The sequence below is a fragment of the Saccharothrix stipae genome (genome assembly GCF_054781895.1).
On sequence record NZ_BAAGTN010000025.1, the window covers coordinates 169,319 to 192,303 of the forward strand.

21 protein-coding genes, 2 tRNA genes and 1 other RNA gene are annotated in these 22,985 nt (G+C 70.9%); 8 read left to right on the forward strand and 16 right to left on the reverse strand.

Annotation, left to right across the window (positions count from 1 at the left end):
• Nucleotides 1-77 precede the first annotated feature (77 nt).
• From ACYVLT_RS37205 to ACYVLT_RS37220, 4 genes are all read right to left on the reverse strand, one after another.
• Nucleotides 78-836: a DsbA family protein gene (locus ACYVLT_RS37205; RefSeq protein ID WP_461124859.1), complete on the reverse strand. Its 759-nt coding sequence runs from the start codon at nt 834-836 to the stop codon at nt 78-80.
• A gap of 66 nt (nt 837-902) precedes the next feature.
• Entirely contained in the window at nt 903-2,216 is a 1,314-nt protein-coding gene (locus ACYVLT_RS37210) for an MFS transporter (protein WP_461124860.1), read from the reverse strand.
• A 61-nt stretch (nt 2,217-2,277) separates the two neighbouring features.
• Nucleotides 2,278-3,105 carry a GNAT family N-acetyltransferase gene (locus tag ACYVLT_RS37215; protein ID WP_461124861.1) on the reverse strand — a complete coding sequence of 276 codons (828 nt, stop codon included), beginning with the start codon at nt 3,103-3,105 and terminating at the stop codon, nt 2,278-2,280.
• Between the two features lie 4 nt (nt 3,106-3,109).
• Nucleotides 3,110-4,210: a glycosyltransferase gene (locus ACYVLT_RS37220; RefSeq protein WP_461124862.1), complete on the reverse strand. Its 1,101-nt coding sequence runs from the start codon at nt 4,208-4,210 to the stop codon at nt 3,110-3,112.
• On the opposite strand from ACYVLT_RS37220, the gene hrpB reads away from it, so the two are divergent.
• The 3 genes from hrpB (at nt 4,209) to ACYVLT_RS37235 (ending at nt 7,723) form a co-directional block, all read left to right on the forward strand.
• Nucleotides 4,209-6,566, forward strand: coding sequence for an ATP-dependent helicase HrpB (hrpB, locus tag ACYVLT_RS37225; protein WP_461124863.1), 2,358 nt, complete (start codon nt 4,209-4,211; stop codon nt 6,564-6,566). The genes ACYVLT_RS37220 and hrpB overlap by 2 nt on opposite strands.
• 155 nt (nt 6,567-6,721) lie before the next feature.
• Nucleotides 6,722-6,973, forward strand: a complete 252-nt coding sequence (locus ACYVLT_RS37230; protein ID WP_461124864.1) for a cupin domain-containing protein — start codon at nt 6,722-6,724, stop codon at nt 6,971-6,973.
• A 30-nt stretch (nt 6,974-7,003) separates the two neighbouring features.
• Nucleotides 7,004-7,723, forward strand: coding sequence for a class I SAM-dependent methyltransferase (locus ACYVLT_RS37235; RefSeq protein ID WP_461124865.1), 720 nt, complete (start codon nt 7,004-7,006; stop codon nt 7,721-7,723).
• Between the two features lie 42 nt (nt 7,724-7,765).
• Here ACYVLT_RS37235 and ssrA read toward each other — a convergent pair.
• Nucleotides 7,766-8,138, reverse strand: a transfer-messenger RNA (tmRNA) gene (gene ssrA, locus ACYVLT_RS37240).
• 172 nt (nt 8,139-8,310) lie between these two features.
• On the opposite strand from ssrA, the gene ACYVLT_RS37245 reads away from it, so the two are divergent.
• Nucleotides 8,311-9,558, forward strand: coding sequence for a sensor histidine kinase (locus ACYVLT_RS37245; RefSeq protein ID WP_461124866.1), 1,248 nt, complete (start codon nt 8,311-8,313; stop codon nt 9,556-9,558).
• On the forward strand, nt 9,546-10,190 hold the full coding sequence (locus tag ACYVLT_RS37250; protein ID WP_360461711.1) for a response regulator transcription factor: 645 nt from the start codon (nt 9,546-9,548) through the stop codon (nt 10,188-10,190). The genes ACYVLT_RS37245 and ACYVLT_RS37250 overlap by 13 nt, the downstream gene beginning before the upstream one ends.
• Here ACYVLT_RS37250 and ACYVLT_RS37255 read toward each other — a convergent pair.
• The 6 genes from ACYVLT_RS37255 to ACYVLT_RS37280 form a co-directional block, all read right to left on the reverse strand.
• Nucleotides 10,177-11,013 carry an amidohydrolase family protein gene (locus ACYVLT_RS37255; protein ID WP_461124901.1) on the reverse strand — a complete coding sequence of 279 codons (837 nt, stop codon included), beginning with the start codon at nt 11,011-11,013 and terminating at the stop codon, nt 10,177-10,179. The genes ACYVLT_RS37250 and ACYVLT_RS37255 overlap by 14 nt on opposite strands.
• 17 nt (nt 11,014-11,030) lie before the next feature.
• Nucleotides 11,031-11,507, reverse strand: coding sequence for an SsrA-binding protein SmpB (smpB, locus tag ACYVLT_RS37260; protein ID WP_360461708.1), 477 nt, complete (start codon nt 11,505-11,507; stop codon nt 11,031-11,033).
• A 48-nt stretch (nt 11,508-11,555) separates the two neighbouring features.
• Nucleotides 11,556-12,458 carry a permease-like cell division protein FtsX gene (gene ftsX / locus ACYVLT_RS37265; protein WP_360461705.1) on the reverse strand — a complete coding sequence of 301 codons (903 nt, stop codon included), beginning with the start codon at nt 12,456-12,458 and terminating at the stop codon, nt 11,556-11,558.
• Between the two features lie 53 nt (nt 12,459-12,511).
• Nucleotides 12,512-13,201, reverse strand: a complete 690-nt coding sequence (ftsE, locus tag ACYVLT_RS37270) for a cell division ATP-binding protein FtsE (protein ID WP_230572826.1) — start codon at nt 13,199-13,201, stop codon at nt 12,512-12,514.
• 78 nt (nt 13,202-13,279) lie between these two features.
• Nucleotides 13,280-14,380, reverse strand: a complete 1,101-nt coding sequence (prfB, locus tag ACYVLT_RS37275) for a peptide chain release factor 2 (protein WP_360461702.1) — start codon at nt 14,378-14,380, stop codon at nt 13,280-13,282.
• Nucleotides 14,381-14,431: 51 nt separating this feature from the next.
• Nucleotides 14,432-14,932 (reverse strand): PadR family transcriptional regulator, encoded by a 501-nt coding sequence (locus tag ACYVLT_RS37280; protein ID WP_360461699.1) that lies wholly within the window; start codon nt 14,930-14,932, stop codon nt 14,432-14,434.
• 420 nt (nt 14,933-15,352) lie between these two features.
• Here ACYVLT_RS37280 and ACYVLT_RS37285 point away from each other — a divergent pair, with 420 nt between their 5' ends.
• Nucleotides 15,353-15,550: a hypothetical protein gene (locus ACYVLT_RS37285; RefSeq protein ID WP_053717392.1), complete on the forward strand. Its 198-nt coding sequence runs from the start codon at nt 15,353-15,355 to the stop codon at nt 15,548-15,550.
• Nucleotides 15,551-15,604: 54 nt separating this feature from the next.
• On the opposite strand, the gene ACYVLT_RS37290 is transcribed toward ACYVLT_RS37285, so the two are convergent.
• The 3 genes from ACYVLT_RS37290 to ACYVLT_RS37300 form a co-directional block, all read right to left on the reverse strand.
• Nucleotides 15,605-15,681, reverse strand: a tRNA-Met gene (locus tag ACYVLT_RS37290).
• 227 nt (nt 15,682-15,908) lie between these two features.
• Nucleotides 15,909-15,982: transfer RNA gene (locus ACYVLT_RS37295), tRNA-Met, on the reverse strand.
• A gap of 94 nt (nt 15,983-16,076) precedes the next feature.
• Nucleotides 16,077-19,055 (reverse strand): UPF0182 family protein, encoded by a 2,979-nt coding sequence (locus tag ACYVLT_RS37300; RefSeq protein WP_461124867.1) that lies wholly within the window; start codon nt 19,053-19,055, stop codon nt 16,077-16,079.
• 129 nt (nt 19,056-19,184) lie between these two features.
• Between ACYVLT_RS37300 and ACYVLT_RS37305 the strand changes: the two genes are divergently transcribed.
• Nucleotides 19,185-19,727 (forward strand): PPA1309 family protein, encoded by a 543-nt coding sequence (locus tag ACYVLT_RS37305; protein WP_360461693.1) that lies wholly within the window; start codon nt 19,185-19,187, stop codon nt 19,725-19,727.
• Nucleotides 19,728-19,862: 135 nt separating this feature from the next.
• On the opposite strand, the gene ACYVLT_RS37310 is transcribed toward ACYVLT_RS37305, so the two are convergent.
• The gene (locus ACYVLT_RS37310) at nt 19,863-20,948 is read right to left on the reverse strand and encodes a YlbL family protein (protein WP_461124868.1); all 1,086 of its coding nucleotides are present in this window, start codon (nt 20,946-20,948) and stop codon (nt 19,863-19,865) included.
• An 81-nt stretch (nt 20,949-21,029) separates the two neighbouring features.
• Between ACYVLT_RS37310 and ACYVLT_RS37315 the strand changes: the two genes are divergently transcribed.
• Nucleotides 21,030-22,373 (forward strand): zinc-dependent metalloprotease, encoded by a 1,344-nt coding sequence (locus tag ACYVLT_RS37315; RefSeq protein ID WP_461124869.1) that lies wholly within the window; start codon nt 21,030-21,032, stop codon nt 22,371-22,373.
• A 17-nt stretch (nt 22,374-22,390) separates the two neighbouring features.
• On the opposite strand, the gene ACYVLT_RS37320 is transcribed toward ACYVLT_RS37315, so the two are convergent.
• The gene (locus ACYVLT_RS37320; RefSeq protein ID WP_461124870.1) at nt 22,391-22,918 is read right to left on the reverse strand and encodes a M48 metallopeptidase family protein; all 528 of its coding nucleotides are present in this window, start codon (nt 22,916-22,918) and stop codon (nt 22,391-22,393) included.
• Nucleotides 22,919-22,985 lie beyond the last annotated feature (67 nt).

Sequence of the window (22,985 nt, forward strand, 5' to 3'; positions counted from 1 at the left end):
TACAACACCGCCCCCTCGGGGACGAAATCGGGGGTCCCCCTACCGCGTCGGGGCTGCTCGACGAGGGTCCGGCCGGGCTACTTGAGCAGGTTGGTCAACCAGTTCCGGTCGTCCCAGTCGATGGTCTGGCCGTCCTTCATCACGGTGGGGGTGCCTTTGAACTTGCCGGTCGCCTTCACCGCGTCCAACCCGGTCTGCGCGTCCTTCTCGTGCGCACCGCTGTCCACGCACTGCTTGAACGCCTCACCGGTGATGCCGAGGTCGGTGCCGAGCTTCACCAGCTCCTCCTTGGTGTGCCCCGGACCACCCTCCTCGGGCTGCCTGGCGAACAACGCCTCGTGGTACTCCCAGAACTTGCCCTCGTCCGCCGCGCACAGCGCCGCGTTGGCCGAGTCACGGGAGTAGCCCTCCGGCGACGAGTACTTGATCAAGAACGGCAGGGTGTGGTAGCGCACCCGGAGGTTGCCGGCCTCGATCTCCTGCTTGACCTGGTCGCCGTAGGTCTTCTTGAAGGCGCCGCACGCGGGGCAGAGGAAGTCCTCGTACAGGTCGATGGTGACCTTCGCGTCGTCCTTGCCGACCACGACCGCGCCACCCTCGCGGACGATCGACGCGGAGATGCCGGTGACGGCGGGCGGTTCGGCCAACGACGTGTCGTCACCACCCGACCGGCTCAGGATGACGCCGCCGATCACGGCCACCGCGAGCACGGCGACGACCACGACGCCGATGATGACCTTGGTCCGGTCGCTCGACGCACCACGCGCCGAGACCACCGCCTTGGTCGCCCGCTGCTGCTGCTTCTTCTTCCGAGCGTTGCGCTCCGCGCCACCCACCGCACTGCCCTCCCGGTCGAAACCCGCCCGCAGGCTACCGAGGGATGCTGAGTGGAACCTGAGCGCTCACGCGTCCGGTTGACGCGGACGGCCCGCCACGCGCTCGCCGACGGGCACCTCGGGCCCCTCGTCCAGGCACCCGGACTCACCGGCCACCTCGGACGCGACGTGCGTCTCCTCCTCCCGCGGCAGGGTCTCGGGTGCGAAGAGCCAGAACACCAGCGCCACCGCGGCCATCGCACCCGTCAGGGTGAACGCCGCCTGGTACGAGAACTGGTCGACCAGCACGCCGGCGAGCAGCGGTCCGACGATGGCGCCGCAGTCGGCGACCATCTGGAACGCGGCCAGCACCGGCCCGCCCTTGGCCTTGGTGCCGATCACGTCGGCCACGACGGCGTTCTGCGGCGGGTTGAGCAAGCCTGCGCCGATGCCCGCGACCAGGGACGCGACCATGAACATCGGCACGCCGACGCTGAACCCGAGCCACACCGTGCCGATCGCGGACACCGCGAGCCCCGCGATCGCCACCGGCTTGCGGCCGATGCTGTCGGACAGCTTGCCGGAGATCATCAGCACGGCGGCGTTGCCCGCGGCGAACACCGACAGCGAGATGCCCGCGATGGCGGGCGTGCTGTGCAGCGCCTCCACCACGAACAGCGGCACCAACGAGATCCGCACGCCGAACACCGCCCAGCCGTTGGCGAACCCGGAGGCCAGCGCCGCCCGGTACGCCGACAGCCGCACGGCCGCGCGCACCGGCATCGTCACCTGCTCGGTCGAGTTGTCCAACGCGGCGAGCGTGGACCGGCGCAAGTACCACCACACGACGAGCGCGGCCAGCACCAACGCCCCCGCGTACGTCACGAACGGCACCTGGATGGAGATCTCCACGAGCGCCGCGCCGACGATCGGGCCGCCGATGTTGCCGAGCAGGAACCCGGTCGCCCACAGCCCGGACGCCCGGCCGCGCATCGGGGCGGGCGTGATGCGGATCAGCAGGCCGACGGCGGCCACGGTGAACATGGTCGAGCCGATGCCCGCGAACGACCGGAACACGATGAGCTGCCAGTACGCGGTGGCGAAGCCGCACGCGCCGGTGCCCACCGCGACGATCAGGATGCCGACGATGTAGACCCACGTCTCGCCGAACCGGTTGACCAGTCGGCCGCTCACGGGCGCGAACAGGAGTCTGACCAGCGCGAACGAGCTCACCACCGCGGACACGGCGAACGTGCCGACGTCGAAGCTCTTGGCGTAGGCGGGCAGGACGGGTGCCACGATGCCGAACCCGAGGGCGATGATGAAGCTCGCCACGACGAGGACCCACACCTCGCCGGGTAGCCGGGGCTTGACCTGCGCGTCGGACCCGGTCCCCAGCACTGTGCGCCCCTTCCGTCCTCCGTTAGCTGTGCTAAGGATATGCGGTGCGGCAACTAATTACTCAATCGAGCAGCTCGTCGACCCTGCGCGCATAGGCGGTCACCGGGTAGCAGACGTCGAAGCCGCACGCCTCGACGAACCGCTCCCCCGCGCCGCCCTCGGCCACGTGCGACGCCACCAGCATCGCCCCCGCCTCCCGCAGCTCCGCGACCACGCCCTCGACCAACGCCCGGCCCAGCCCTCGCCGCCGACGGGCCGGCCGCACCACCGCGTGCTCGACCAACCCGACCCGGCGCTCGCCGAACCCGGACGCGAACCCGCCGATCCGGTCACCGCCCGCCGGGCCACCGTCGTCCACCACCACGAACGCGCACCGCGGGTCGTCCAGCCGCTGCCCGAGGTGCCGCAGCAGCCGCGGCCCGTCCACGCCCAGGTCGTCGGCCAGGAGTTCGGCGATGCCTTCGAGGTCCGTGTCACGCGCCGGCCGCACGAGCGGCGACCGCCGCGCCTCACCCCGGTGCACGACGGCCAACGACTCCTCCACCGCGTGCCACCCGGTGTCGTCGGCGATGCCCTCGATCTCGGCCACCGTGGTCGGCGACGCGTACAGCACGGCCTCGGCCCGCCCCACGTCGGCGAACGTCTGCTCCAACCGCATCAGCGTGCCCGCGACCTCGGCCGACGACCCGTACACCGCGCACGCGTGGTTGCCGCCGGGCAGCGGGTTGTCCCGGTTCACCACGACCTGGGCCACGCCGACGCGACCGACCTTGCCGTACCGGACGGCGCCGGCGGCCAGCCGGACGGCCTCCACCAGCCCGGCCAGCTCGCGGGCCCGGTACGGGTCGAGCAGCTCGGGGTCGTCGGGGTCGCGCAGCGGGTCAACCACGGTCTCAGCCTTGCACGTCCCGGTCCTTCCACTTCGTCGTGCCGCGCAGCGCCCGCCACGCCGCCTCCAGCGACATCGCGCCGAACGTGACGTAGGCCAGCGGCGCGAGCACGGCCGCGGCCCGCGGCTGCCCGGTCCGCTTCAGGTAGATCCACTCGGCGGCGGACTGCGCCAGCCACGCCAGCACCCCCGGCCTGGACCCGCGCAACGCCGTCACCACCGGCACGACCCCGTACGCGATGTGCGCGAGCCCGGTCGACCCGAGGGACAGGAACGCGCTGGCCGGTCCCCTCGCGTACATGGACGTGCCGGCGACCATGCTCTTGCGCATCGAGACCCACGTGTCGCCGAACGTGTCCAGCCCGGACGTGGTCAGCGAGTCCGACCCGTCCACGTACCGCGTCCGGCCGCCGGAGTCGCGGACCAGGGTGGCGAAGCCCACGTCGTCCGCGCGCGACCCGGCGATCGCGGCCCAACCGCCCGCCTGCTCGTACCGCGACCGGCGGACCAGGATGCAGTGCCCGACGGCCAACGCCATGCCGCGCCGCCCGTCCACCGTGGTCGTCTCGAACAGCAGCTGGTTCACCGGCGGCAGCAGCAGCCACCACCCGGCGCTCGGCCCGGTGGCGCGCCCGGCGGTGGAGACCAGGTCGACGTCGTCGCGCCGCGCGCCCGCGAGCAGCCTGCCGACCAGGTCGGGCGCGGCCTCGGTGTCGGCGTCCACGAACAGCAGCCAGTCGGTGTCGGCGTCGGCGGTGCCCACGTGCAGCGCGTGCACCTTGCCCGCCCACCCCGACGGCGGCCCGGAGCTGCTCACCAGCCGCACCCGCGGGTCCTGCGCGGCGTGCCGCCGCACGATCTCGGCGGTGCGGTCGGTCGACGCGTCGTCCACCACCACGATCCGCAGGTCCGCGTAGTCCTGTCCGCGCAGGCCGGTGAGACAGCGGTCGATGGCGCGCTCCTCGTTGCGCGCGGGCACGACGACGGTGACGGGACCGGCGTCGGCCTGCGTCGCGGGCAGTCGCTTGACCTCTTGCCAGACCTTGATCGCCACGGCCGCGCGGGCCACGGTCACCGCCGCGCCGAGGACACCCCATTTCCCCATGGGTCCACAGTGGCACAACACTGGGGCCGTGGAGTTGCCGAACCTGCCGATCCGCCCGCTGCTCGGCGAGATCGCGGGCACGTTGACCGCGCACGGCTCGGCGGTGCTGGTCGCGCCGCCCGGCACGGGCAAGACGACGTTGGTGCCGCTGGCGTTGGACGGTCGCGTGGTCGTGGCCGAACCCCGTCGCCTGGCCGCCCGTGCCGCCGCCGCGCGGATGGCGAGCCTGCTCGGCGAACCGGTCGGCCAGACCGTGGGCTACTCGGTGCGCGGCGACCGCAAGACGTCCCGCGACACCCGCATCGAGGTGGTCACCTCGGGCCTGCTGGTGCGGCGGTTGCAGCACGACCCGGAGCTCGCGGGCGTCGGCACGGTGCTGCTGGACGAGTGCCACGAACGGCATCTGGACGCGGACCTGCTGCTGGCGCTGCTGCTCGACGCCCGCGCGGGGCTGCGGCCCGACCTGCGGCTGCTGGCCACGTCCGCGACCGTGGCGGCCGACCGGTTGGCACAGCTCCTGGGTGACGCGCCGGTGATCCGGGTGGAGGCCCGGACGTTCCCGCTGGACGTCGCGCACACCCCGCCGGCGCGCGGCGAACGGGTCGAGGCCACCGTCGCCCGGGCCGTCCGCCGGGCGTTGTCCGAGGTGGACGGCGACGTGCTGGCGTTCCTGCCGGGTGTGGCGGAGATCCGCCGGTGCGCGGCGCTGATCGGCGACGACGTGGACGTGCTGCCGCTGCACGGCCGCCTCGCCACCACCGCGCAGGACGACGCGTTGCGCCCCGGTGCCCGGCGACGGGTCGTGCTGGCCACCGCGATCGCCGAGTCCAGCCTGACCGTGCCGGGCGTGCGGGCGGTGGTGGACTCCGGGTTGTCCCGGGTGCCGCGGGTCGACCACCGGCGGGGGTTGTCCGGCCTGGCCACGGTCCGGGTCAGCGCGGCGGTGGCCGACCAGCGCGCGGGCCGCGCCGGGCGTGAGGCGCCGGGCCGGGTCTACCGCTGCTGGCCCGCGCACGAGCACAGCACGTTGCCGCGCTACCCGGAGCCGGAGATCCGCACCGCCGACCTGACCCGGCTGGCGTTGGAGCTGGCCTGCTGGGGCGTGCCGGACGGGGAGGGCCTCGGCTGGTGGGACGCGCCACCGCAGGGCGCCCTGGACGCCGGTCGTTCGGTGCTGCGCGCGCTCGGCGCGTTGGACTCCAACGGCGCCACCGACCGGGGCCGCCGGATGGCCGACCTCGGCCTGCACCCCCGGGCGGCGCGGGCGTTGTTGGACGGTGCGGCGGCCGTGGGCGCGCGCAAGGCCGCCGAGGTGGTGGCGTTGCTGGACGACGACCGGGCGAACTCCGGGGTCGAGCTGTCGACCCGTGACGCGGACCCGCGCGAGGTCCGCCGACTGGCCGCGATGGTCGAGGGAACAGGCACGGGCTCGGGCGATTCGGCGTTGGTCGTCGCCCTCGCCTACCCGGAACGGTTGGCGCGCAGGCGTTCCCCCGGTTCGCCGGTGTACCTGATGGCCGGCGGCACGGCGGTGGAGCTGCCGCCGGGCAGCGGGTTGGCCGACTCCGAGTGGCTGGCCGTGGCCATCGCCGACCGCGAGGCGGGCCGCGCGCACGGTCGCATCCGGCTGGCCGCACGTGCCGACGAAGAGCTCGCCGTGACGGCCGCGTCGTCCCTGCTGTCGTGGGAGGACGACGTGCGGTGGGACGGTGACGTGGTGGCGAACCGGCTGCGCAAGCTGGGCGCGATCACGTTGTCCAGCAAGCCGTTGCACGACCGCGAGGCGATCCGGAGCGCGCTGCTCGAAGGCCTGCGCACGGAGGGCTTCGGGCTGTTGCGGTGGGACGCCGACGGGTTGCGCACGCGGGAGCGGATGGCGTTCCTGCACCGCGTGATCGGCGACCCGTGGCCGTCGGTGGACGACGAGGCGCTGCTCGAAGTGGTGGACGTGGGCGACGCGCGGCGCAAGGCGGACCTGGCCCGCATCAGCGGCGAGCAGGTCGTGCGCCGACTCCTGCCCTGGCCCGCGGCCGCGCGGTTCGACGACCTCGCCCCGGACCGGCTGGAGGTGCCTTCGGGTTCACGCATCCGGGTCGACTACTCGGGGCACGACCCGGTGCTGCCGGTGAAGGTGCAGGAGGTGTTCGGCTGGACCGGGACGCCCCGGCTGGCCGACGGACGCGTGCCGATCGTCCTGCACCTGCTCTCCCCCGCGGGTCGGCCGACCGCGGTGACCGGCGACCTGGCGTCGTTCTGGCGGACGGGGTACCCGCGGGTCAGGTCGGAACTGCGGGGCCGCTACCCCAAGCACCGCTGGCCGGAGGACCCGATGACCGCGCACCCGGCCCGCCGCTAACCGCCGGGTATAAGGCACGGGCCGTTTCACCTATGCGATCTCTCGGCCAGTTCCGCCACGACCCGACGTGCGGCTCGTGGCCCGAGATCGCCGAGCTGGAGGCCCTGCTCGACCGGCTGGCCGCTGTTGACCGATGAACGGAACTACAGGAAGGCGTGGTCGACCTGGTGGCCGCGGAACTCGACGGACCGCACTCGCTGCGGGTGAACCGCCGCTCCACGAAGGTCTACTACGTCGAGCGCGGCTCGGTGGAGTTCACCGTCTCCGGGCAGACGCGGACCGTGGCCGACGGGGGAGCCGTGCTGGTGCGCCCCGGCGAGCCGCACCGGTTGGTGGGTGACAAGGCCAGGATCCTCATCATCTGCTCGCCGTCGTTCGACTTCACCGACGAGGAAGTGCTGGGCTGAGGGTCGACGGGACCCGGTGAGGAGGCTGGGATGGGCGACGCGGCCGACATCGCGCGAGCGCAGAACCTGAACCGCTACGGCGGCGGGCACGTCGTGTCCTCCTACCTCGGCACGCCCTACCACCGGGTCAGGTCGGCGCTCGCGGTCGAGGCGCTGGCCGGGCGACTGGCCGGGGGTGACGCGGCCAGGCGTCCCGTGGTGGTCGACATCGGCGCGGGCAGCGGCGAGGCTTGCGCGGCCCTGGACGCCCGGGGCTGCACGGCCGTCGCCGCCGACTTCGACCACGACGCGCTGGTGGCGTCACCCGAGTCGGTCCACGCCGTGCGGCTCGACGCCACCGCCGACCTGCCGCTGCGCTCGGGCTCGGTGGACGGCGTGCTGCTCGGCGAACTGGTCGAGCACCTCTTCGAGCCACAGGCCCTGCTGCGGGAGTGCCACCGGGTCCTGCGCCCCGGTGGCGTCCTCGTCGTCACGACACCGAACCTGGCCACCGCCCAGGACCGGCTGCGCTTCCTGTCAGGCCGCTCACCGCGCCAGGTCGACACCTACCACGAGTACCTGCGCCTGCACATCCGCCCGTTCACCCGCGGCGCGCTGGTGGGCGCACTGCGCAAGGAGGGCTTCACCGTGGTTGGACTCGCCTCCAACCACGTCCTCTGGCGCACCGCCCGCCGCACGCTGTCGTCACGGACCCTGGCCCGGGCGTTCCCCGGCCTGGGCGGCTCCCTCATCGCCACCGCCATCCGCTGACGACGCGAAACGGCCCCTTCCCGGGGGAAGGGGCCGTCGTGGTGGTGGAGGTGCCGGGAATCGAACCCGGGTCCTCTGCCGCTTCATCAAGGCTTCTCCGTGCGCAGTCCGCTAAATCTCTACTCGGCCCCGATGATCACGCGGACAAGTCACCGTGATGAGCCCAGCCACTGTGGGTGTCCCCACCGTTCCCCGTGGCCGGGAACGGAGGTGAGCCTCCTAGCTGATGCCGGCGACCGGAGCGGAGGCGCCCCCGGGCCGACAGCGTCGCTCCTAGCCTCAGGCGGCGAGGGCGAACGCGCGCTGGTCGTTAGACTCGGCGCTTATTGGTTTGCGATGACGCTTGCGGTGGTCTCTCGCCTGCACCGGCACGCTTCCCTTGAATCAACGCACAAAGTCGAAACCGTTCACCCCCGTGTCGTGGGTCTTTCGAGCCAACCCGCACAGCATAACGCCCCGCGCACCCGTGGTCATTCCCGTTAGGTTGGTAGGGCTGTCCCCACCCCTCGCCGACCGGCGTACCTGATGGTCCAGGCCACACGATCGGGCGATGCTGGTCGGGTACATCGGGCGTGAAGGTGGGGAACATGGTGACGCGCGTCAACCCGGGCATCGGCCGGATCAGCGGGTACTTCCTGCTGAACCTGGTCACCGGGCTCTTCTGGTTCGTCCTGCTCGTGACCCTGGGCGCGGTGAGCATCGGCACCGCCGTGGTCTGGGTGGGCGTGCCGCTGGGCGTGCTCACCCTCGTCCTGGCCCGCGGCGCGGCGACCGCCGAACGGGCGTGGCTGCGGGTGGCCCTGGGTGTCGACATCCCCCGCCCGTACCGACCGCTGCCCGAGGGCGCCACCGCCCGCGCGAAGACCATCGCGAAGGACCCGGCGACGTGGCGCGACGTCTCCTACTGGCTGGTCATGCTGCCGCTGGGCGCGGTCGAGTTCTCGCTGACCGTGGCGCTGTGGTCGGCCGTCGCGGGCACCGTGTTCCTGCCGCTCTACCTGCACTGGCTCCCGATGACCTGGGAGGTCACGTTCAGCGAGGGCAACGTGTGGCTGATCGACTCGTTCGTCAAGGCGCTGCCGGTGAGCGTGCTGGGCCTGCTGCTCGGCGTCCTCGCGTACCGGCTGCTCAAGGCCCTCGGCCAGGCCCACGTGGTGCTCGCCCGGGCCATGCTCGGCCCGTCGCGCTACGGCGTGCTGTCCGCCAAGGCGGAGCAGCTGTCCGCCAGCCGGGCCCGCGGCGTGGAGGCGGCCGAGGCGGAGCGCAGGCGCATCGAACGCGACCTGCACGACGGCGCGCAGCAGCGGCTGGTGGCGGTGGCCATGGGCCTGGGCCGGGCGCGCAGCAAGATGGAGACCGACCCGGACGGCGCCCGCGAGCTCATCGCCGAGGCGCACGCCGACGCCAAGCTCGCCATCTCCGAACTGCGCGACCTGGCCCGCGGCATCTACCCGTCGGTGCTGGGCGACCGCGGCCTGGACGCGGCCCTGTCCTCGCTGGCCGCGCGTTCCCCCATCCCGGTCGAGGTGGAGGTGGACGTCGAGCCGCGCCCGCCGACGGCGGTGGAGAGCACCGCGTACTTCACCGTCGCCGAGACCCTGACGAACGTCGCCAAGCACTCCGGCGCGACCCGGGCGCACGTGCGGGTGTCCCGCACCGAGAACTCGGTGGTCGTGGAGGTCACCGACGACGGCCGCGGCGGCGCGGAGGTGCGCCCGGGTGGTGGCCTCGCGGGCCTCGCGGACCGGGCTGCGACGATTGACGGCGTGATCGTCGTGGTGAGCCCGATCGGCGGGCCGACCGTGATCCGGACGGAGCTGCCGTGCGCGTGGTGATCGCGGAGGACTCGGTCCTCCTGCGAGTGGGTGTCGAACGCCTGTTGGCCGACGAGGGCATCGAGACGGTCGCGGCGGTGGAGGACGGGGACGCCCTGCTCGCCGCGATCGAGGAACACCGCCCCGACCTGGCCCTGGTGGACGTGCGGATGCCGCCGACGTTCACCGACGAGGGCCTGCGGGCCGCGATCGAGGCGCGCAAGCGCATCCCGAACCTGCCGGTGCTGGTGCTCTCGCAGTACGTGGAGGAGCGGTACGCGGTGGAGCTGCTCGCGGGTGGCGCGAACGGCGTCGGCTACCTGCTCAAGGAGCGGGTGGCCGACGTGTCGGAGTTCGTGGCCGCGGTGCGCCGGGTCGCCGACGGCGGCACGAGCATCGACCACGAGGTCATCACGCAGCTGATGGTCCGGTCCAAGCGCAACCCGGTCGACTCGCTCACCCAGCGGGAACGGGAGGTGCTCGGCCTGATGGCGGAGGGCCTGTCGAACGCCGCCATCGCGGCCTCGCTGGTCGTGTCCGACGGCGCGGTGGAGAAGCACGTCGGCAACATCTTCGCCAAGCTCGGCCTGGAGCCGAGCACCAACGAGCACCGCCGCGTCCGCGCCGTGCTCGCCTACCTCAACCTGGGCTGATGCCGAGCAGCCTGGCGCCGTTGTCGTGCAGCACGGCCCGCAGGAACGGCTCGCCGAGGCGGTCGTCGGCCGCCGCCCAGCTCTCGATCGCGTCCAGCTGCACGGAGTAGTCGTACGGGATGTTGGGGAAGTCCGAGCCGAGCACCACCCGATCGGACACGTCGACCAGCCGGGCCGCCCAGTCCCGTGGCAGCGCCGCCCGCGCCTCGGTGAATGGCACGCCCACCATCGTGGTGTCCAGGTGCACCCCGGCGTACCGGTCGACCAGGTCCAGCGCGCCGAGGTAGTCCGGCATCCCGGCGTGCGCCAGCACCGCCACCAGCGACGGGTGCCCGCGCAGCACGTCCTCGAACACGTCCAGCCCCGTGTGCGCGCCCGGCACCGGCCCGTGCCCGCAGTGCACGACCACGGGCACCCGTGCCTCGGCCAACAGGCCCCACGCGCCGTCCAGCGCACGCGGGTCGTAGCCGCCGACCTGCACGTGCGCCTTGAAGCACCGCGCGCCCGCCGCCAACGCCCGCGACACGTACACCTCGACGCCCGGCTCCGGGTACAGCGTCGCGGTCGGCACGGCGCCGTCCACCCGCGAGCCGAAGTCCAGCGCCCAGTCGGTCAGCCACTCGCCCATGCCCGGCTTGTGCGGGTACACCAGGGGCGCGAACGCGACCACCCCGAACGACCGCAGCGCGGCCAGCCGCTCGGCCTCGGGCAGCCGGTACCGGATCGACCAGTCGACGCCGTAGTGCCGGGACGCCTCGTCGAAGAACGCCCACACCTTGTCCAGCACGCGCTGCGGCATGAAGTGCACGTGCACGTCGACCAGACCGGGGACCGACAGGGTCAGTACCGCCCCTTCAACGCGCGGCCGTGCGCCTTCTGGATCTCCCGCTGCGCGTCCCGCTTGGCCAGGTCCTGCCGCTTGTCGTAGGACTTCTTGCCGCGCGCCAGGGCGAGCTCGATCTTGACGTACCCGTCCTTGAAGTACATCGACAGCGGGATCAGCGACAGACCGCTCTCCTTGGTCTTGCCGATCAGCCGCTCGATCTCGCTCTTGTGCAGCAGCAGCTTGCGCTTGCGCCGCACCTCGTGGTTGGTCCAGGTGCCCGCCACGTACTCGGGGATGTGCAGGGCGTGCAGCCAGATCTCGCCGTCGTCCACCTGGCCGAAGGCGTCCACAAGGGACGCCCGGCCCATGCGCAGGCTCTTCACCTCGGTGCCGACGAGCACGACACCCGCTTCGTAGGTGTCGAGGATGGTGTAGTCGTGCCGAGCCTTGCGGTTCGACGCGATCACCTTCTGACCGCGTTCCTTGACCATGACCGAAACCTTACGTGAGCGCGCCAGCGGTTATGGGCGGCCGGAACGCTACAGGCGGACGTAGAGGCGCAGCGTGACGTAGCCGGTCAACGCCGAGATCACGATCGCCACGCCCAGCAGGATCGGCGAGATGACCAGGATGTCCAGCATGCCGACCTGCGGCAGGATGCCCGAGCTGAACAGGTCGCCGAACACCCGGTCCAGCGCGACGGCCTTGAACGCGACCAGGCACAGCACACCCGCGATGGCGCCGATGATGCCCGCCACCACCGCCTCGATGAGGAACGGCAACTGGGTGTACCAGCGGGTCGCACCCACCAGTCGCATGATGCCGACCTCCGTGCGTCTGGTGAACGCGGAGACCTGGATGGTGTTCGAGATCAGCAGCAACGCCGCCAGCGCCTGGAACGCCGCCAGGCCGAGCGCGCCGTCCCTGGCGCCGTTGAGGACGTCGAACAACCTGGCCAGGAACTCGCCCTGGTCGTTCACCGCCTTCACGCCCGCCTTGCCGGTGAACGCCTGCACGATCACGTCGGCGCGTTCGGGATCCTCCAGGCTCACCCGGAACGTGGCCGGGATCGCCTCCGGGCGGGCCAGCTTCACCAGCTCCGGCTGCGACTCGAAGATCCGCTTGAACCGCTCGAAGCCCTTCTCGCGGTTCTCGTAGACGACCGTCTTGACCCCGGACGTGGTCTCCAGCTGGCTGCGCAGGCCGGCGCACGGCTGCTGCGCGCAGTCCTTGTCGTTGGCGCTGACGTCGTTGGTCAGCAGGACCGCGACTTCCAGTTTGCCCTGGTAGTTGTCCTGCATCTTGTCGACCATGCGGACGACGAGCAGGCCGAGGCCGAGCAGGAAGAGCGAGATCGCGGTCGTGAGGATCATCGCGATGGTCATCGTGACGTTCCGGCGCAGGCCGGTGACGACCTCGCTGAACACGAAGCTGGTACGCATCGGGGGGAACGTTCCTCAGGGTCGGGGGATGAGGGGGTCCGGCGGCTTCGGGCTCAGCGGCCCACGCCGTAAACACCCCGGGCGTCGTCGCGGATGATCCGGCCGTTGTCCAGCTCGACCACGCGACGGCGCATGGAGTCGACGATGGAGTGGTCGTGGGTGGCCATCAGCACCGTCGTGCCGGTGCGGTTGATCCGCTCCAGCAGCAACATGATGTCCTGGCTCGTGTCCGGGTCCAGGTTCCCGGTCGGCTCGTCGGCCAGCAGCACCAGCGGCCGGTTGACGAACGCGCGGGCGATCGCCACCCGCTGCTGCTCACCACCGGAGAGCTCGTGCGGCATCCGGTCCGCCTTGCCGTCGAGGCCGACCAGCTGCAACACCTCGGGCACCACCTTGACGATGGTGTTGCGCGGCTTGCCGATGACCTCCAACGCGAACGCGACGTTCTCCGCCACGGTCTTGTTGGTCAGCAGGCGGAAGTCCTGGAACACGCAGCCGATGGACTGGCGCAGGCGGGGGACCCTGCGCCGGGACATCTTGGCCACGTCGAAGTTCGACACGTACACGCGGCCCTTGCTGGGCACTTCCTCCCGCAGCAGGAGCCGCAGGAACGTGGACTTCCCGGAACCGGAAGGCCCGATGAGGAACACGAACTCGCCCTTGTCCATCTCGACCGAAACGTTGTCGAGAGCGGGACGGGCGGAGCTCTTGTAGACCTTGGACACGTGTTCGAGGCGAATCACGAGGCGCGAGTGTACTCGTGGCCTGGGTAAAGCCTCCGTCTCACCCGGCTCCTCCCAGCCAGTCGGCCACTTGACCGATCAGGACTGGTGCTGCTTGCGCCAGCGGATGCCCGCCTCCAGGAAGTCGTCGATCTCGCCGTCGAGCACCGCGGACGGGTTGCCGACCTCGTGCTCCGTGCGCAGGTCCTTGACCATCTGGTAGGGGTGCAGCACGTAGGAGCGCATCTGGTTGCCCCAGCTGGAGCCGGTGTCCTTGAGGGCGTCCATCTTCGCCTGGTCCTCCTGCCGCTGCCGCTCCAGCAGCTTCGCCTGCATCACGGCCATCGCGGTGGCCTTGTTCTGCAGCTGCGAGCGCTCGTTCTGGCAGGAGACGACGATGCCGGTCGGGATGTGCGTGAGGCGCACCGCCGAGTCGGTCGTGTTGACGCCCTGGCCACCGGGGCCGGACGAGCGGTAGACGTCGACCCGCAGGTCCTTCTCGTCGATGTCGACGTGGTCGGTCTGCTCGACCACGGGCACCACCTCGACGCCCGCGAACGACGTCTGCCGGCGGCCCTGGTTGTCGAACGGCGAGATGCGCACGAGGCGGTGCGTGCCCTGCTCGACGCTGAGCGTGCCGTAGGCGTACGGGGCCGTGACGCGGAACGTGGCGGACTTGATGCCCGCCTCCTCGGCGTAGGAGGTGTCGAACACGTCGACGCCGTAGCCGTGCCGCTCGGCCCAGCGCGAGTACATCCGCAGCAGCATCTCGGCGAAGTCGGCCGCGTCGATGCCGCCCGCCTCGGCGCGGATGGTGACCAGCGCGTTGCGCCCGTCGTACTCGCCGGACAGCAGCGTGCGGACCTCCAGGGAGGAGATCTCCTCGCGCAGCTTCGCGCGCTCGGTGTCGGCCTCGGCCAGGCTGCCCGCGTCGCCCTCGTCCTCGGCCAGCTCGTACATGATCGACAGGTCGTCCAGGCGGTCGCGCAGGTTCGTGATGCGCCGCAGCTCACCCTGCTTGTGGGACAGCTGGCTGGTGACCTTCTGCGCCTGCTCCTGGTCGTCCCAGAGGTCCGGCCGGGCCGCCGCCTGCTCCAGCTCGTCGACCTGGGCGCGCAGCGCATCGAGGTCCATCACCGCCTCGATGCTCGAAAGCGTGGCGGAGAGGTCCTTGATGTCTGCTTCGACGTCGGGATTCACGTCCCAAGATTACGCCGGCACCGGCCGCCGAGTGCGACCGGTGGGCGCGCCTCAGGCCGTGGGGATGGCGTCGAGCAGCTTGAGCACGGCCTTGGCGTGGGCCAGGCCGAACTCGGCGACCGCCTTGGCGTAGGCGTCCTCGGCGGTCTTGACCGCCGTCTTGGCGGCCTCCTGCTCGGCGCCGTAGCTGGCGCGAGCGGCGTCCACGAGCCCCTGCCGCTGCTTGGCGGTCAGCGAGCCCGCGTGCACCAGCCGCAGGATGAGCGGGCTGCGGAGGTGGTCCGGTCCCGGCTCGGAGAGCAGCCAGTTCTTGAACGCCTTCTTGCCCGCGGCGGTCAGCACGTACTGCTGACTGGAGCGCGGGCCCTGCTTGCCGAGGCGCAGCAGGCCTGCGTCCGCCAACGCGGGCAGCTCGCGGTAGACCTGGCTGCGGGTGACGCTGAAGAACGCACCGAAGCGCTCTCCGGCCTCAGCCACGAGCTGGCCACCGGTCTTGGGTCCGTCGTGCAGCAGCCCGAGCAGGGCTGCCGCCGTAGCATTCAGGTCCGACACCCCACCAACGGTGCCACGCTCACCGGCCGCTGTCCACAATGGTCAGCCGTTCTGTCCACTGTGGCTGATCACGGGCTAGTGGAGTTGGGCCAAGCGGAGCAACGCAAAGCACCTCTGCGTAACCGCCCGCTGATCAACGCCACGCGTTCGGCCGCTTGACCGCGCCTGTCCACGCGGAGTGGAAATCCATTGAGGCGCAAGGGAAACCGCACTTCTGCGTCACTCGAACGGCAGCGCCGGGTCACGCGCCGCTGCCACCCGCCCCCCGGGGGCCTCCCGGCGGATAGCACAACCCGGTGATGTCCGGCTCTCGACGTGGCAAATACGTCGGGTGGTGGGACCATTACGGCGGGTGTTCGTTCGAATGTGCTCGTTCGACTGTGTTCGCTCGACTGTGTTCGCTCGACTGGGAGGTCAACTGTGGGCATCAAATGGACGACGGGGACGAAGGTAGTCCGCAACGCCCGCGCCTGGGCGTCCGGCACGATCCCGGAGCAGGCGGGCAAGGACGAGTGCATGGTGTGCGGCAAGCAGATCCGCAGGCACCGCACGGTCAGCGGCGAAGGCCGGGTCTGCTCGCTCACCTGCGCCCAGTACTGGGCCGAGAACATGACCTGAGTGCCGCGGGAAGGCGAAAGGCCCCCGGAGTCGGAACTCCGGGGGCCTTTCACGTGGTAGCGGGGACAGGATTTGAACCTGCGACCTCTGGGTTATGAGCCCAGCGAGCTACCGAGCTGCTCCACCCCGCGCTGTAAGGACAACTATACACGCTCCGGGAACCACTTTTCACCGGGGTCCCCTAACCACATTTTCCCAGGTCCACGCCTGCGCAACCAGTACGGGGTCCAGGGGCAACGCCCCCGGTCGGGGGTGCAGGGGGCGAAGCCCTCCTGCCCGGGGTTCGGGGGTCGGACCCCCGATGTAAATGCGAAAAAGCCCTGTTCGCGATTTCCGCGAACAGGGCTTTCCCACTTTGTAGCGGGGACAGGATTTGAACCTGCGACCTCTGGGTTATGAGCCCAGCGAGCTACCGAGCTGCTCCACCCCGCGCTGCATTTAGAACTGTACGCCTGGGGTTAACGAGAACGCAAATCGGGTGGCCCGGAACGTGTCCCAGGCCACCCGATTCACCGATCAGTGCAGGTCAGCTCGTCGGTGTCGGCGACGGCTGGACCGACGACGGCGACTGCGTCGACGCGGCGCTGGCCGTGTCGAACCTCTTCGTCGCCTCGTCCAGCGCCTTGTAGGCGTTGCCGAGCTCGGCGAAGTCACCGCTGGACTGGGCCGACCGGATGCGGGACAGCGCCGACTGGATGTCCCGCACGGCCTGCTGCAGCTCCGTGCCGCCCTGCTGCCCGTTGCCCGGTGTCGTGGGCGTCGTGGACGGTGTGGAGGTGGACGGCTGGCCGTTGTTGTCCGTCGGCACCTGGGCGGAGGAGCCGGACAGCACCTTCTCCATCGCCTCGCTCAAGGTCGGCGCGTAGCCCACCTTGTCGCCGAAGCTCACCAGCACCTTGAACAGCTGCGGGAACTGGGTGTTCTGGCTGGCCCGTTCGATGTAGATGGGCTCCACGTAGAGCAGGCCGCCACCCACCGGAAGGGTGAGCAGGTTGCCGTAGACGACCTTCGTCTGCCGCTGCGTGAGCAGGTTCAGCTCACCGCTGACCTCGCCGTTGGTGAGGAACGTGGTCTGGATCTGCTGCGGACCCTTGGCCTCGTTGTCCAAGGTCAGCACGCTGATCTTGCCGTAGTTGTCCGGGTCGGACCGCACGGTCACGTACGACGCCATGAACTCCCGGTTGAGCCGCACCAGCGCGCTCGTCAGCTGGAAGCTGACCTTGCTGGAGTCACCGGTCGGGTCACCGGCCAGCACGTAGAACGGCGGCTGCCGGTCGCGCTGCTGCTGCACGCCCTGCTGCTGGGCCTCGACGGTGGTGGCGTTGTCGATGGTCGGGTCGGACGGCACGTCCCAGAACGAGACGCCGGAGTAGAAGTCACGCGGGTTGTCCACGTGGTACTCCGACAGCATCTCCCGCTGCACCTTGAACAGGTCCTCGGGGTAGCGCAGGTGCTCCTTCAGCGACTGCGACATCTCGCTGTTGGCCTTCACCGTGCCCGGGAAGACACCCATCCACGCCTTCAGGACCGGGTCCTTCGTGTCCATCTCGTACAGCGTCACCGAGCCGTCGTAGGCGTCCACAGTGGCCTTGACGGAGTTGCGGATGTAGCTGATCTCCCGGTTCGGCTGCTGCGCGACACCCGGCAGCGAGTCGTTGGTGGCGTCGCCCAGGGGCGTCCGCCGTGCGTACGGGTAGTCCTCGAGCGTGGTGTAGCCGTCCACGATCCACGTGATGCGGCCGTCCACCACGGCGGGGTACGGGTCGCCGTCGACGGTCAGCCACGGTGCCACGGCCTCGACGCGCTCGCGCGGGTGGCGGTTGAAGATGATCCGGGAGTCGTCGCCGATGGCCGAGTTGAACAGGATGTTCCGCTCGCCGTAGGCGGCGGCGAAGACCACCTTGTTGAACAGGCCGCCGATGCGGACGCCGCCCTTGCCGCTGTAGGTGTAGGACGAGCCGTCGGTGTCGTACTCGCCGGGCGCGCCCTCGCCCCGGCCGCCGACGATGGCGTAGTCGCCCGGGAGGCCCAGCTCACCGAAGTAGGTGCGCGGCTGCTCCACCCCGAACGGCCCGGGCTGGACCTTGCCGTCCTGGCCGACCTGCGCCACCTCGAACACCGGGTAGCCGCCGTTGCCGCCCTCGTCCGCGGGCGAGTTCACCTTGCTGGCCTCGGCGAACACCATGCCGTTGCCGTGGGTGTAGATGAGGTGCTGGTTGATCCAGTCGCGCTGGCCCTGCGGGATGCCCGCGGTGTTCAGCTCGCGGACCGCGACGATGTAGTCCTGGAGTTCCTGGTCCTTTTTGTACCGGTCGACGTCGAGCTTCTCCGGGAACGCGTAGAACGGCCGGAGCTGCTGGAACTGGGTGAACGTCTTGGAGATGACGGCCGGGTCGAGCAGCCGGACGTTGCCCACCGTGGCCTGGTCGTTCTTCAGCTCGTCGAGCGAGACGTTCTGCTTGCCCGCGTACGGCTTGCTCTCCACCTTGTCGTCGGTCAACCCGTAGGCCTGCCGGGTGGCGGTGATGTTGCGGCCGATGGGTTCGGCTTCCTTCTCGATGGCGTTCGGGCGCACCGAGAACTGCTCCAGCACGGCGGGCCAGGCGGCGCCGACCAGGATGGAGGACAGCACCAGCAGCACGGTCGCGATCGCCGGCAGCTGGAGGTTGCGCAACACCGCGCCCGCGAAGAACGCGATCGCGCAGAAGACCGCGATGAACAGCAGGATCAGCTTGGCGGGCAGCACCGCGTTGAGGTCGGTGTAGCTGGCGCCGTCGAACTTGGTGTGGTCGGAGAACAGCAGCATGTACCGGTCGAAGAAGTACGCGACCGCCTTGAGCAGGATGAACACGCCCGCGACGATCGCCAGGTGGGTGCGCGCGGGCCCGGAGAGCTGACCGCCGCGACCCGCGAGCCGGATGCCGCCGTACAGGTAGTGCGCCACGACCGCGGCGACGAACGCGACCGCCGTGCCGATGAACAGCCACGACAGGACCCAGGTGTAGAACGGCAGCTCGAAGGCGTAGAAGCCGATGTCGTGGCCGAACTCGGGGTCGGTCACGCCGAACGAGGTCGCGTTGAAGAACAGCTGGACGATCTCCCAGTCGCCCTGGGCCGAGGTGCCCGCGATGACCCCGACGAGCACCGGCAGGCCGATGGCGAACAGCTTCAGCCGCCTGCTGACGACGGCCCGGTAGCGCGCGACCGGGTCGTCCGGCCCGGACACCGGCACGAAGACCGGCCGGGAGCGGTAGGCGAGGATCAGGTTGATCGCGACGAGACCGCCCACCAGCAGACCCACGGCGAAGAACAACCCGAACCGGGTCGTGAGCACCGTGCCGTAGACGCTGCGGAAGCCGACCTCACCGAACCAGAGCCAGTTGACGTAGGTGCCGAGCAGCCTTGAGCCGGTGATCAGACCGACCAGGACCACCGCACCGACGATGAGCAGAATCCGGCTGCGACGGGACAGCCTGGGCAGTCCGACCGGGGGCCGTGTGGCCACGGGGCACGCTCCTGGATCGCGGTAGTGGCGTTCGTACGTTCTGTCCAACTCTACGGAGGCCGCCGAGGGTTCCCCGTTCGGTCTTGCCTTCTGTATCTGATTGCCCGCTCCGCGGGGGCAGATGCGACCATGGCGCACGTGTCAGCCAGTGAAACGCCACCCGTGGTGCTGCCCGCCGTCGCACGCGAGGTCGAGGAGTTCGTGTCCACCGCCGGGTGGAACCAGCCGACCCAGCTGTTCGCGCTGGTCCCGACCGCCGAGCTGCTGGCGCAGCAGCCGGAGCTGGCGGGCCAGCTCGACCCCGAGGCGTCACCGTTGACGCCGATCGCGCAGGAGTCGCTGCCCGACGACGAGCTGGACCGGGCGCTGGCCGGCATCGTCTGGCCCGACGTCGTGCACGGGTGCGCGTTGGCGCAGGAGATCGTGGTGCTGCCGCCGGACGCCGAGGCCGAGCTCACGCAGCAGGAGCTGGACGACGAGCAGGCGCGCAGGTTCGCCGCCGAACACCCGCAGCGCCGCGAGGCGAGGCTGGTGGCGGCCGTGCTGCGGGACGGCTCGGCGGCGTGCGTGCTGCGCCTGCGGGGCAACGTCGAGGTCCCCGAGGAGGTCGTGGCCCACCCCGAACTGGCCCCGAACCTCACCAGGGCACTTCTGGAGACCCTCCGGCCCTGACCCGCGAGGTCGCGTCGATCGTTCGCGCCTGATTTCCCGACGATCACGCTTTTCGATCGCCGGGAAATCAGGCGCGAACGACCGACTTCCAGGCGACCGAGCCCGCCGCCTGCGGAGCAGCGGCAATCCAACACGCTAGCAAGTGGGCGCGTCGCCGCCCTTGCTCAGCGATTCGAGGGACTGGACGGCGTCGTCCAGCTTCTCGACCTTGACCAGGCGCAGGCCCTCCGGGGCGTGCTGCTTGGCCTCTTCGCAGTTGCCCGCGGGCACGAGGAACACGCCGGCGCCGCCCTCGCGGGCGGCGACCATCTTGAAGCCGATGCCGCCGATGCGGCCGACCTCGCCCTTGTCGTTGATCTCCCCGGTGCCCGCGACCGACTGGCCGCCGTTGAGCTCACCGGGCGTGAGCTTGTCCACGATCGACAACGCGAACAGCAGGCCCGCGGACGGGCCGCCGACGTCGGTCAGGCTGATCTTGATGTCGAACGGCACGTCGGCGCGGTCCAGCGGCAGCACGCCGAGGAAGCCGGTCTCGCGGCCCTCGGTCCGGCCGAGGGTGACGGTCGCGGTCTTGCGCTCGGACTCGCGCTGGAAGGTCAGCGTGATCCGGTCGTCCGGCTTCGTGCTCTCCAACGCCGAGCGCACGTCGTCGGCGGTGGCGATCTGCTTGCCGTTGACCTCCAGCAGCCGGTCGTTGGGCTGGAGCACGGTGTCCGCCGCGGTGTCCTTGTTGATCTCGGCGGCGACGACCTTCATCGGGTAGTCGAGGTAGCGCAGCGCGGCGACCTCGGCGCTGGACTGCGAGTCCTGGAACGCCTTCACGTTCTGGTCGCGGACCTGCTGCTCGGACTCGCCGGGCCGGAAGAACTCCTCGCGGGGCGCGAGCGCGTACCGGCCGCTGATCCACAGGCCGAGCGCGCCGAACAGCGACACGTCGTCGGTGAGCGACACGGTGGTCATGGTGAGCTTGCCGCCGGTCGGGAACGTCTCCTGCCCGTCCACCGACACCACGTCACCCCCGTTGACCTGCCCGAGCGTGTCGTAGGTCGGCCCGGGACCCAGGGCGACGTAGGGCACGCGGGCGAACCCGCCGAGCAGACCCAGCGCCAGCACGACCACGAGGCTGACCACGAGGGTCCACGTCCGCCGGGTCAGGCCGCGCCGCGGCGCGTGCGGTGGGGTTGGTGCCTGGTCCACGACGGTGTCGGTGCCTTCGGTCACGCCCGACAGGGTACGACCACGGCGTCACGCTACCGGCGAACCGGTCCCACGAGGGGCTCGCGTGCCGCGTACCGTGGACCCATGAGTGACCTGCCCTTCGGGTTCGGCCCGCAGGACCCCGACGACCGCAACCGGAAACCCGGAGACCAAGGGGACAACCCCTTCGACTTCAACCAGCTCGGCGCGATGCTGAGCCAGCTCGGTGCGATGTTCAGCAACGCGGGCACGACGTCCGGGCCGGTCAACTACGACCTCGCGAAGCAGATCGCGCTCCAGCAGCTCACCGGCAAGGGCGGCACGACCACCGGGTTCGGCCCGGACCAGAACACCGCCGTGGCCGACGCCGTGCACTTGGCGGAGATGTGGCTCGACCCGGCGACCGCGCTGCCCGCGGGCGCCCGCACGTCACAGGGCTGGACCGCGCGCGACTGGGTGGAGCGCACGTTGCCGACGTGGCAGCGGCTGTGCGACCCGGTGGCGCAGCGCGTGTCCGGGGCGTGGGTCGACGCGATGCCCGCCGAGGCCAAGGAGGCCGCCGGCCCGCTGCTGTCGATGCTCGGGCAGATGGGCGGCATGGCGTTCGGCTCGCAGCTCGGTGGCGCGTTGGCGCAGCTCGGCGCGGAGGTGCTGACGTCGACCGACGTCGGCCTGCCGCTGGGGCCGGAGGGCACGGCCGCGTTGCTGCCGGAGAACATCGAGAAGTTCACCGAGGGCCTGGAGCGGCCCGCCAGCGAGGTGTTGGTGTTCCTGGCCGCCCGTGAGGCGGCGCACCAGCGGCTGTTCAGCCACGTGCCGTGGCTGCGGCAGCGGCTGCTGGACACGGTGGAGGAGTTCGCCCGCGGCATCACCGTGGACACCTCGGCGTTGGAGCAGCTGGCCGGGCAGATCGACCCGGCGAACCCGGCGAGCATCGAAGAGGCGATGAAGTCGGGGATGCTCGAACCCCAGACCACGCCCGAGCAGAAGGCCGCGCTGACCCGCCTGGAGACGCTGCTGGCCCTGGTCGAGGGCTGGGTGGACGTGGTGGTGAACGAGGCGGTGGGCGAGCGGTTGCCCGGTGCCGAGGCGTTGCGGGAGACCTTGCGCAGGCGGCGCGCGTCCGGTGGTCCGGCGGAGCAGACGTTCGCCACGCTGGTGGGCCTGGAGCTGCGGCCCCGGCGGCACCGCTCGGCGGCGGCGCTGTGGAAGCTGCTCACCGACCAGCACGGCATCGAGCAGCGCGACAGCGTCTGGGAGCACCCCGACCTGGTGCCCACGGCGGAGGACCTGGACGACCCGATGGAGTTCGCCGAGCGGTTCGGCCGGACGCGCAAGGCGCTGGAAGACCCGATGGCCGAGCTGGAGCGCACCCTGCGCGACGAGGACGGGCAGGACGAGGGCGGCGACCCGGGCAAGAGCGACGACCCGGGCAAGGGCGACTCCTAGCGCCTGGCGCGACCCCCTCAGTCCTCCTCGGTGATGCCCAGACCCGCGGCCGCCGAGAGGCCTTCCAGGTACCCGATGGCCCGCTCGGCCTTCGGGTACCTGTGCACGAGCAGCCAGAAGTCCTTGCCGTGCCCGGGTACCTCCAGGTGCGCCAGCTCGTGCACCAGCACGTAGTCGAGCACCCACGCGGGCACGTCGCGCAGCCGTTCGCTGATCCGGATCGTGCCCTCGCTCGGCGTGCACGACGCCCACCTCGTGCGCATCGGCGGCACCCACCGCACGCTGCTGGGCTGCACGCCGTCCAGGTACCGGTCCGCCAGCTCCTCGCACCGCGCCAGCAGCGCGGAGTCGGATGTGCGCGTGGGTGAGCGCCGCCGGGTCTCGCTGCGCTGGAGGCGGCTCAGCATCTCCGCCACCCAGTGCTTCTCCTCGCTCTTGCTCATGCGAGCCGGCAGCAGGACCACGACCGTGTCCCCCTCGCGGTACGCGCTCACCATGCGACGGCGCCGGGCGCTGCGCCGCACCTCCACCTGCGGTTCGGGCATGGCGTTCACGGTAAGGCCAGGGACCGACAATCCGCGGCCGCCAAGCGGCGGTGTGTGGAGGGACGGA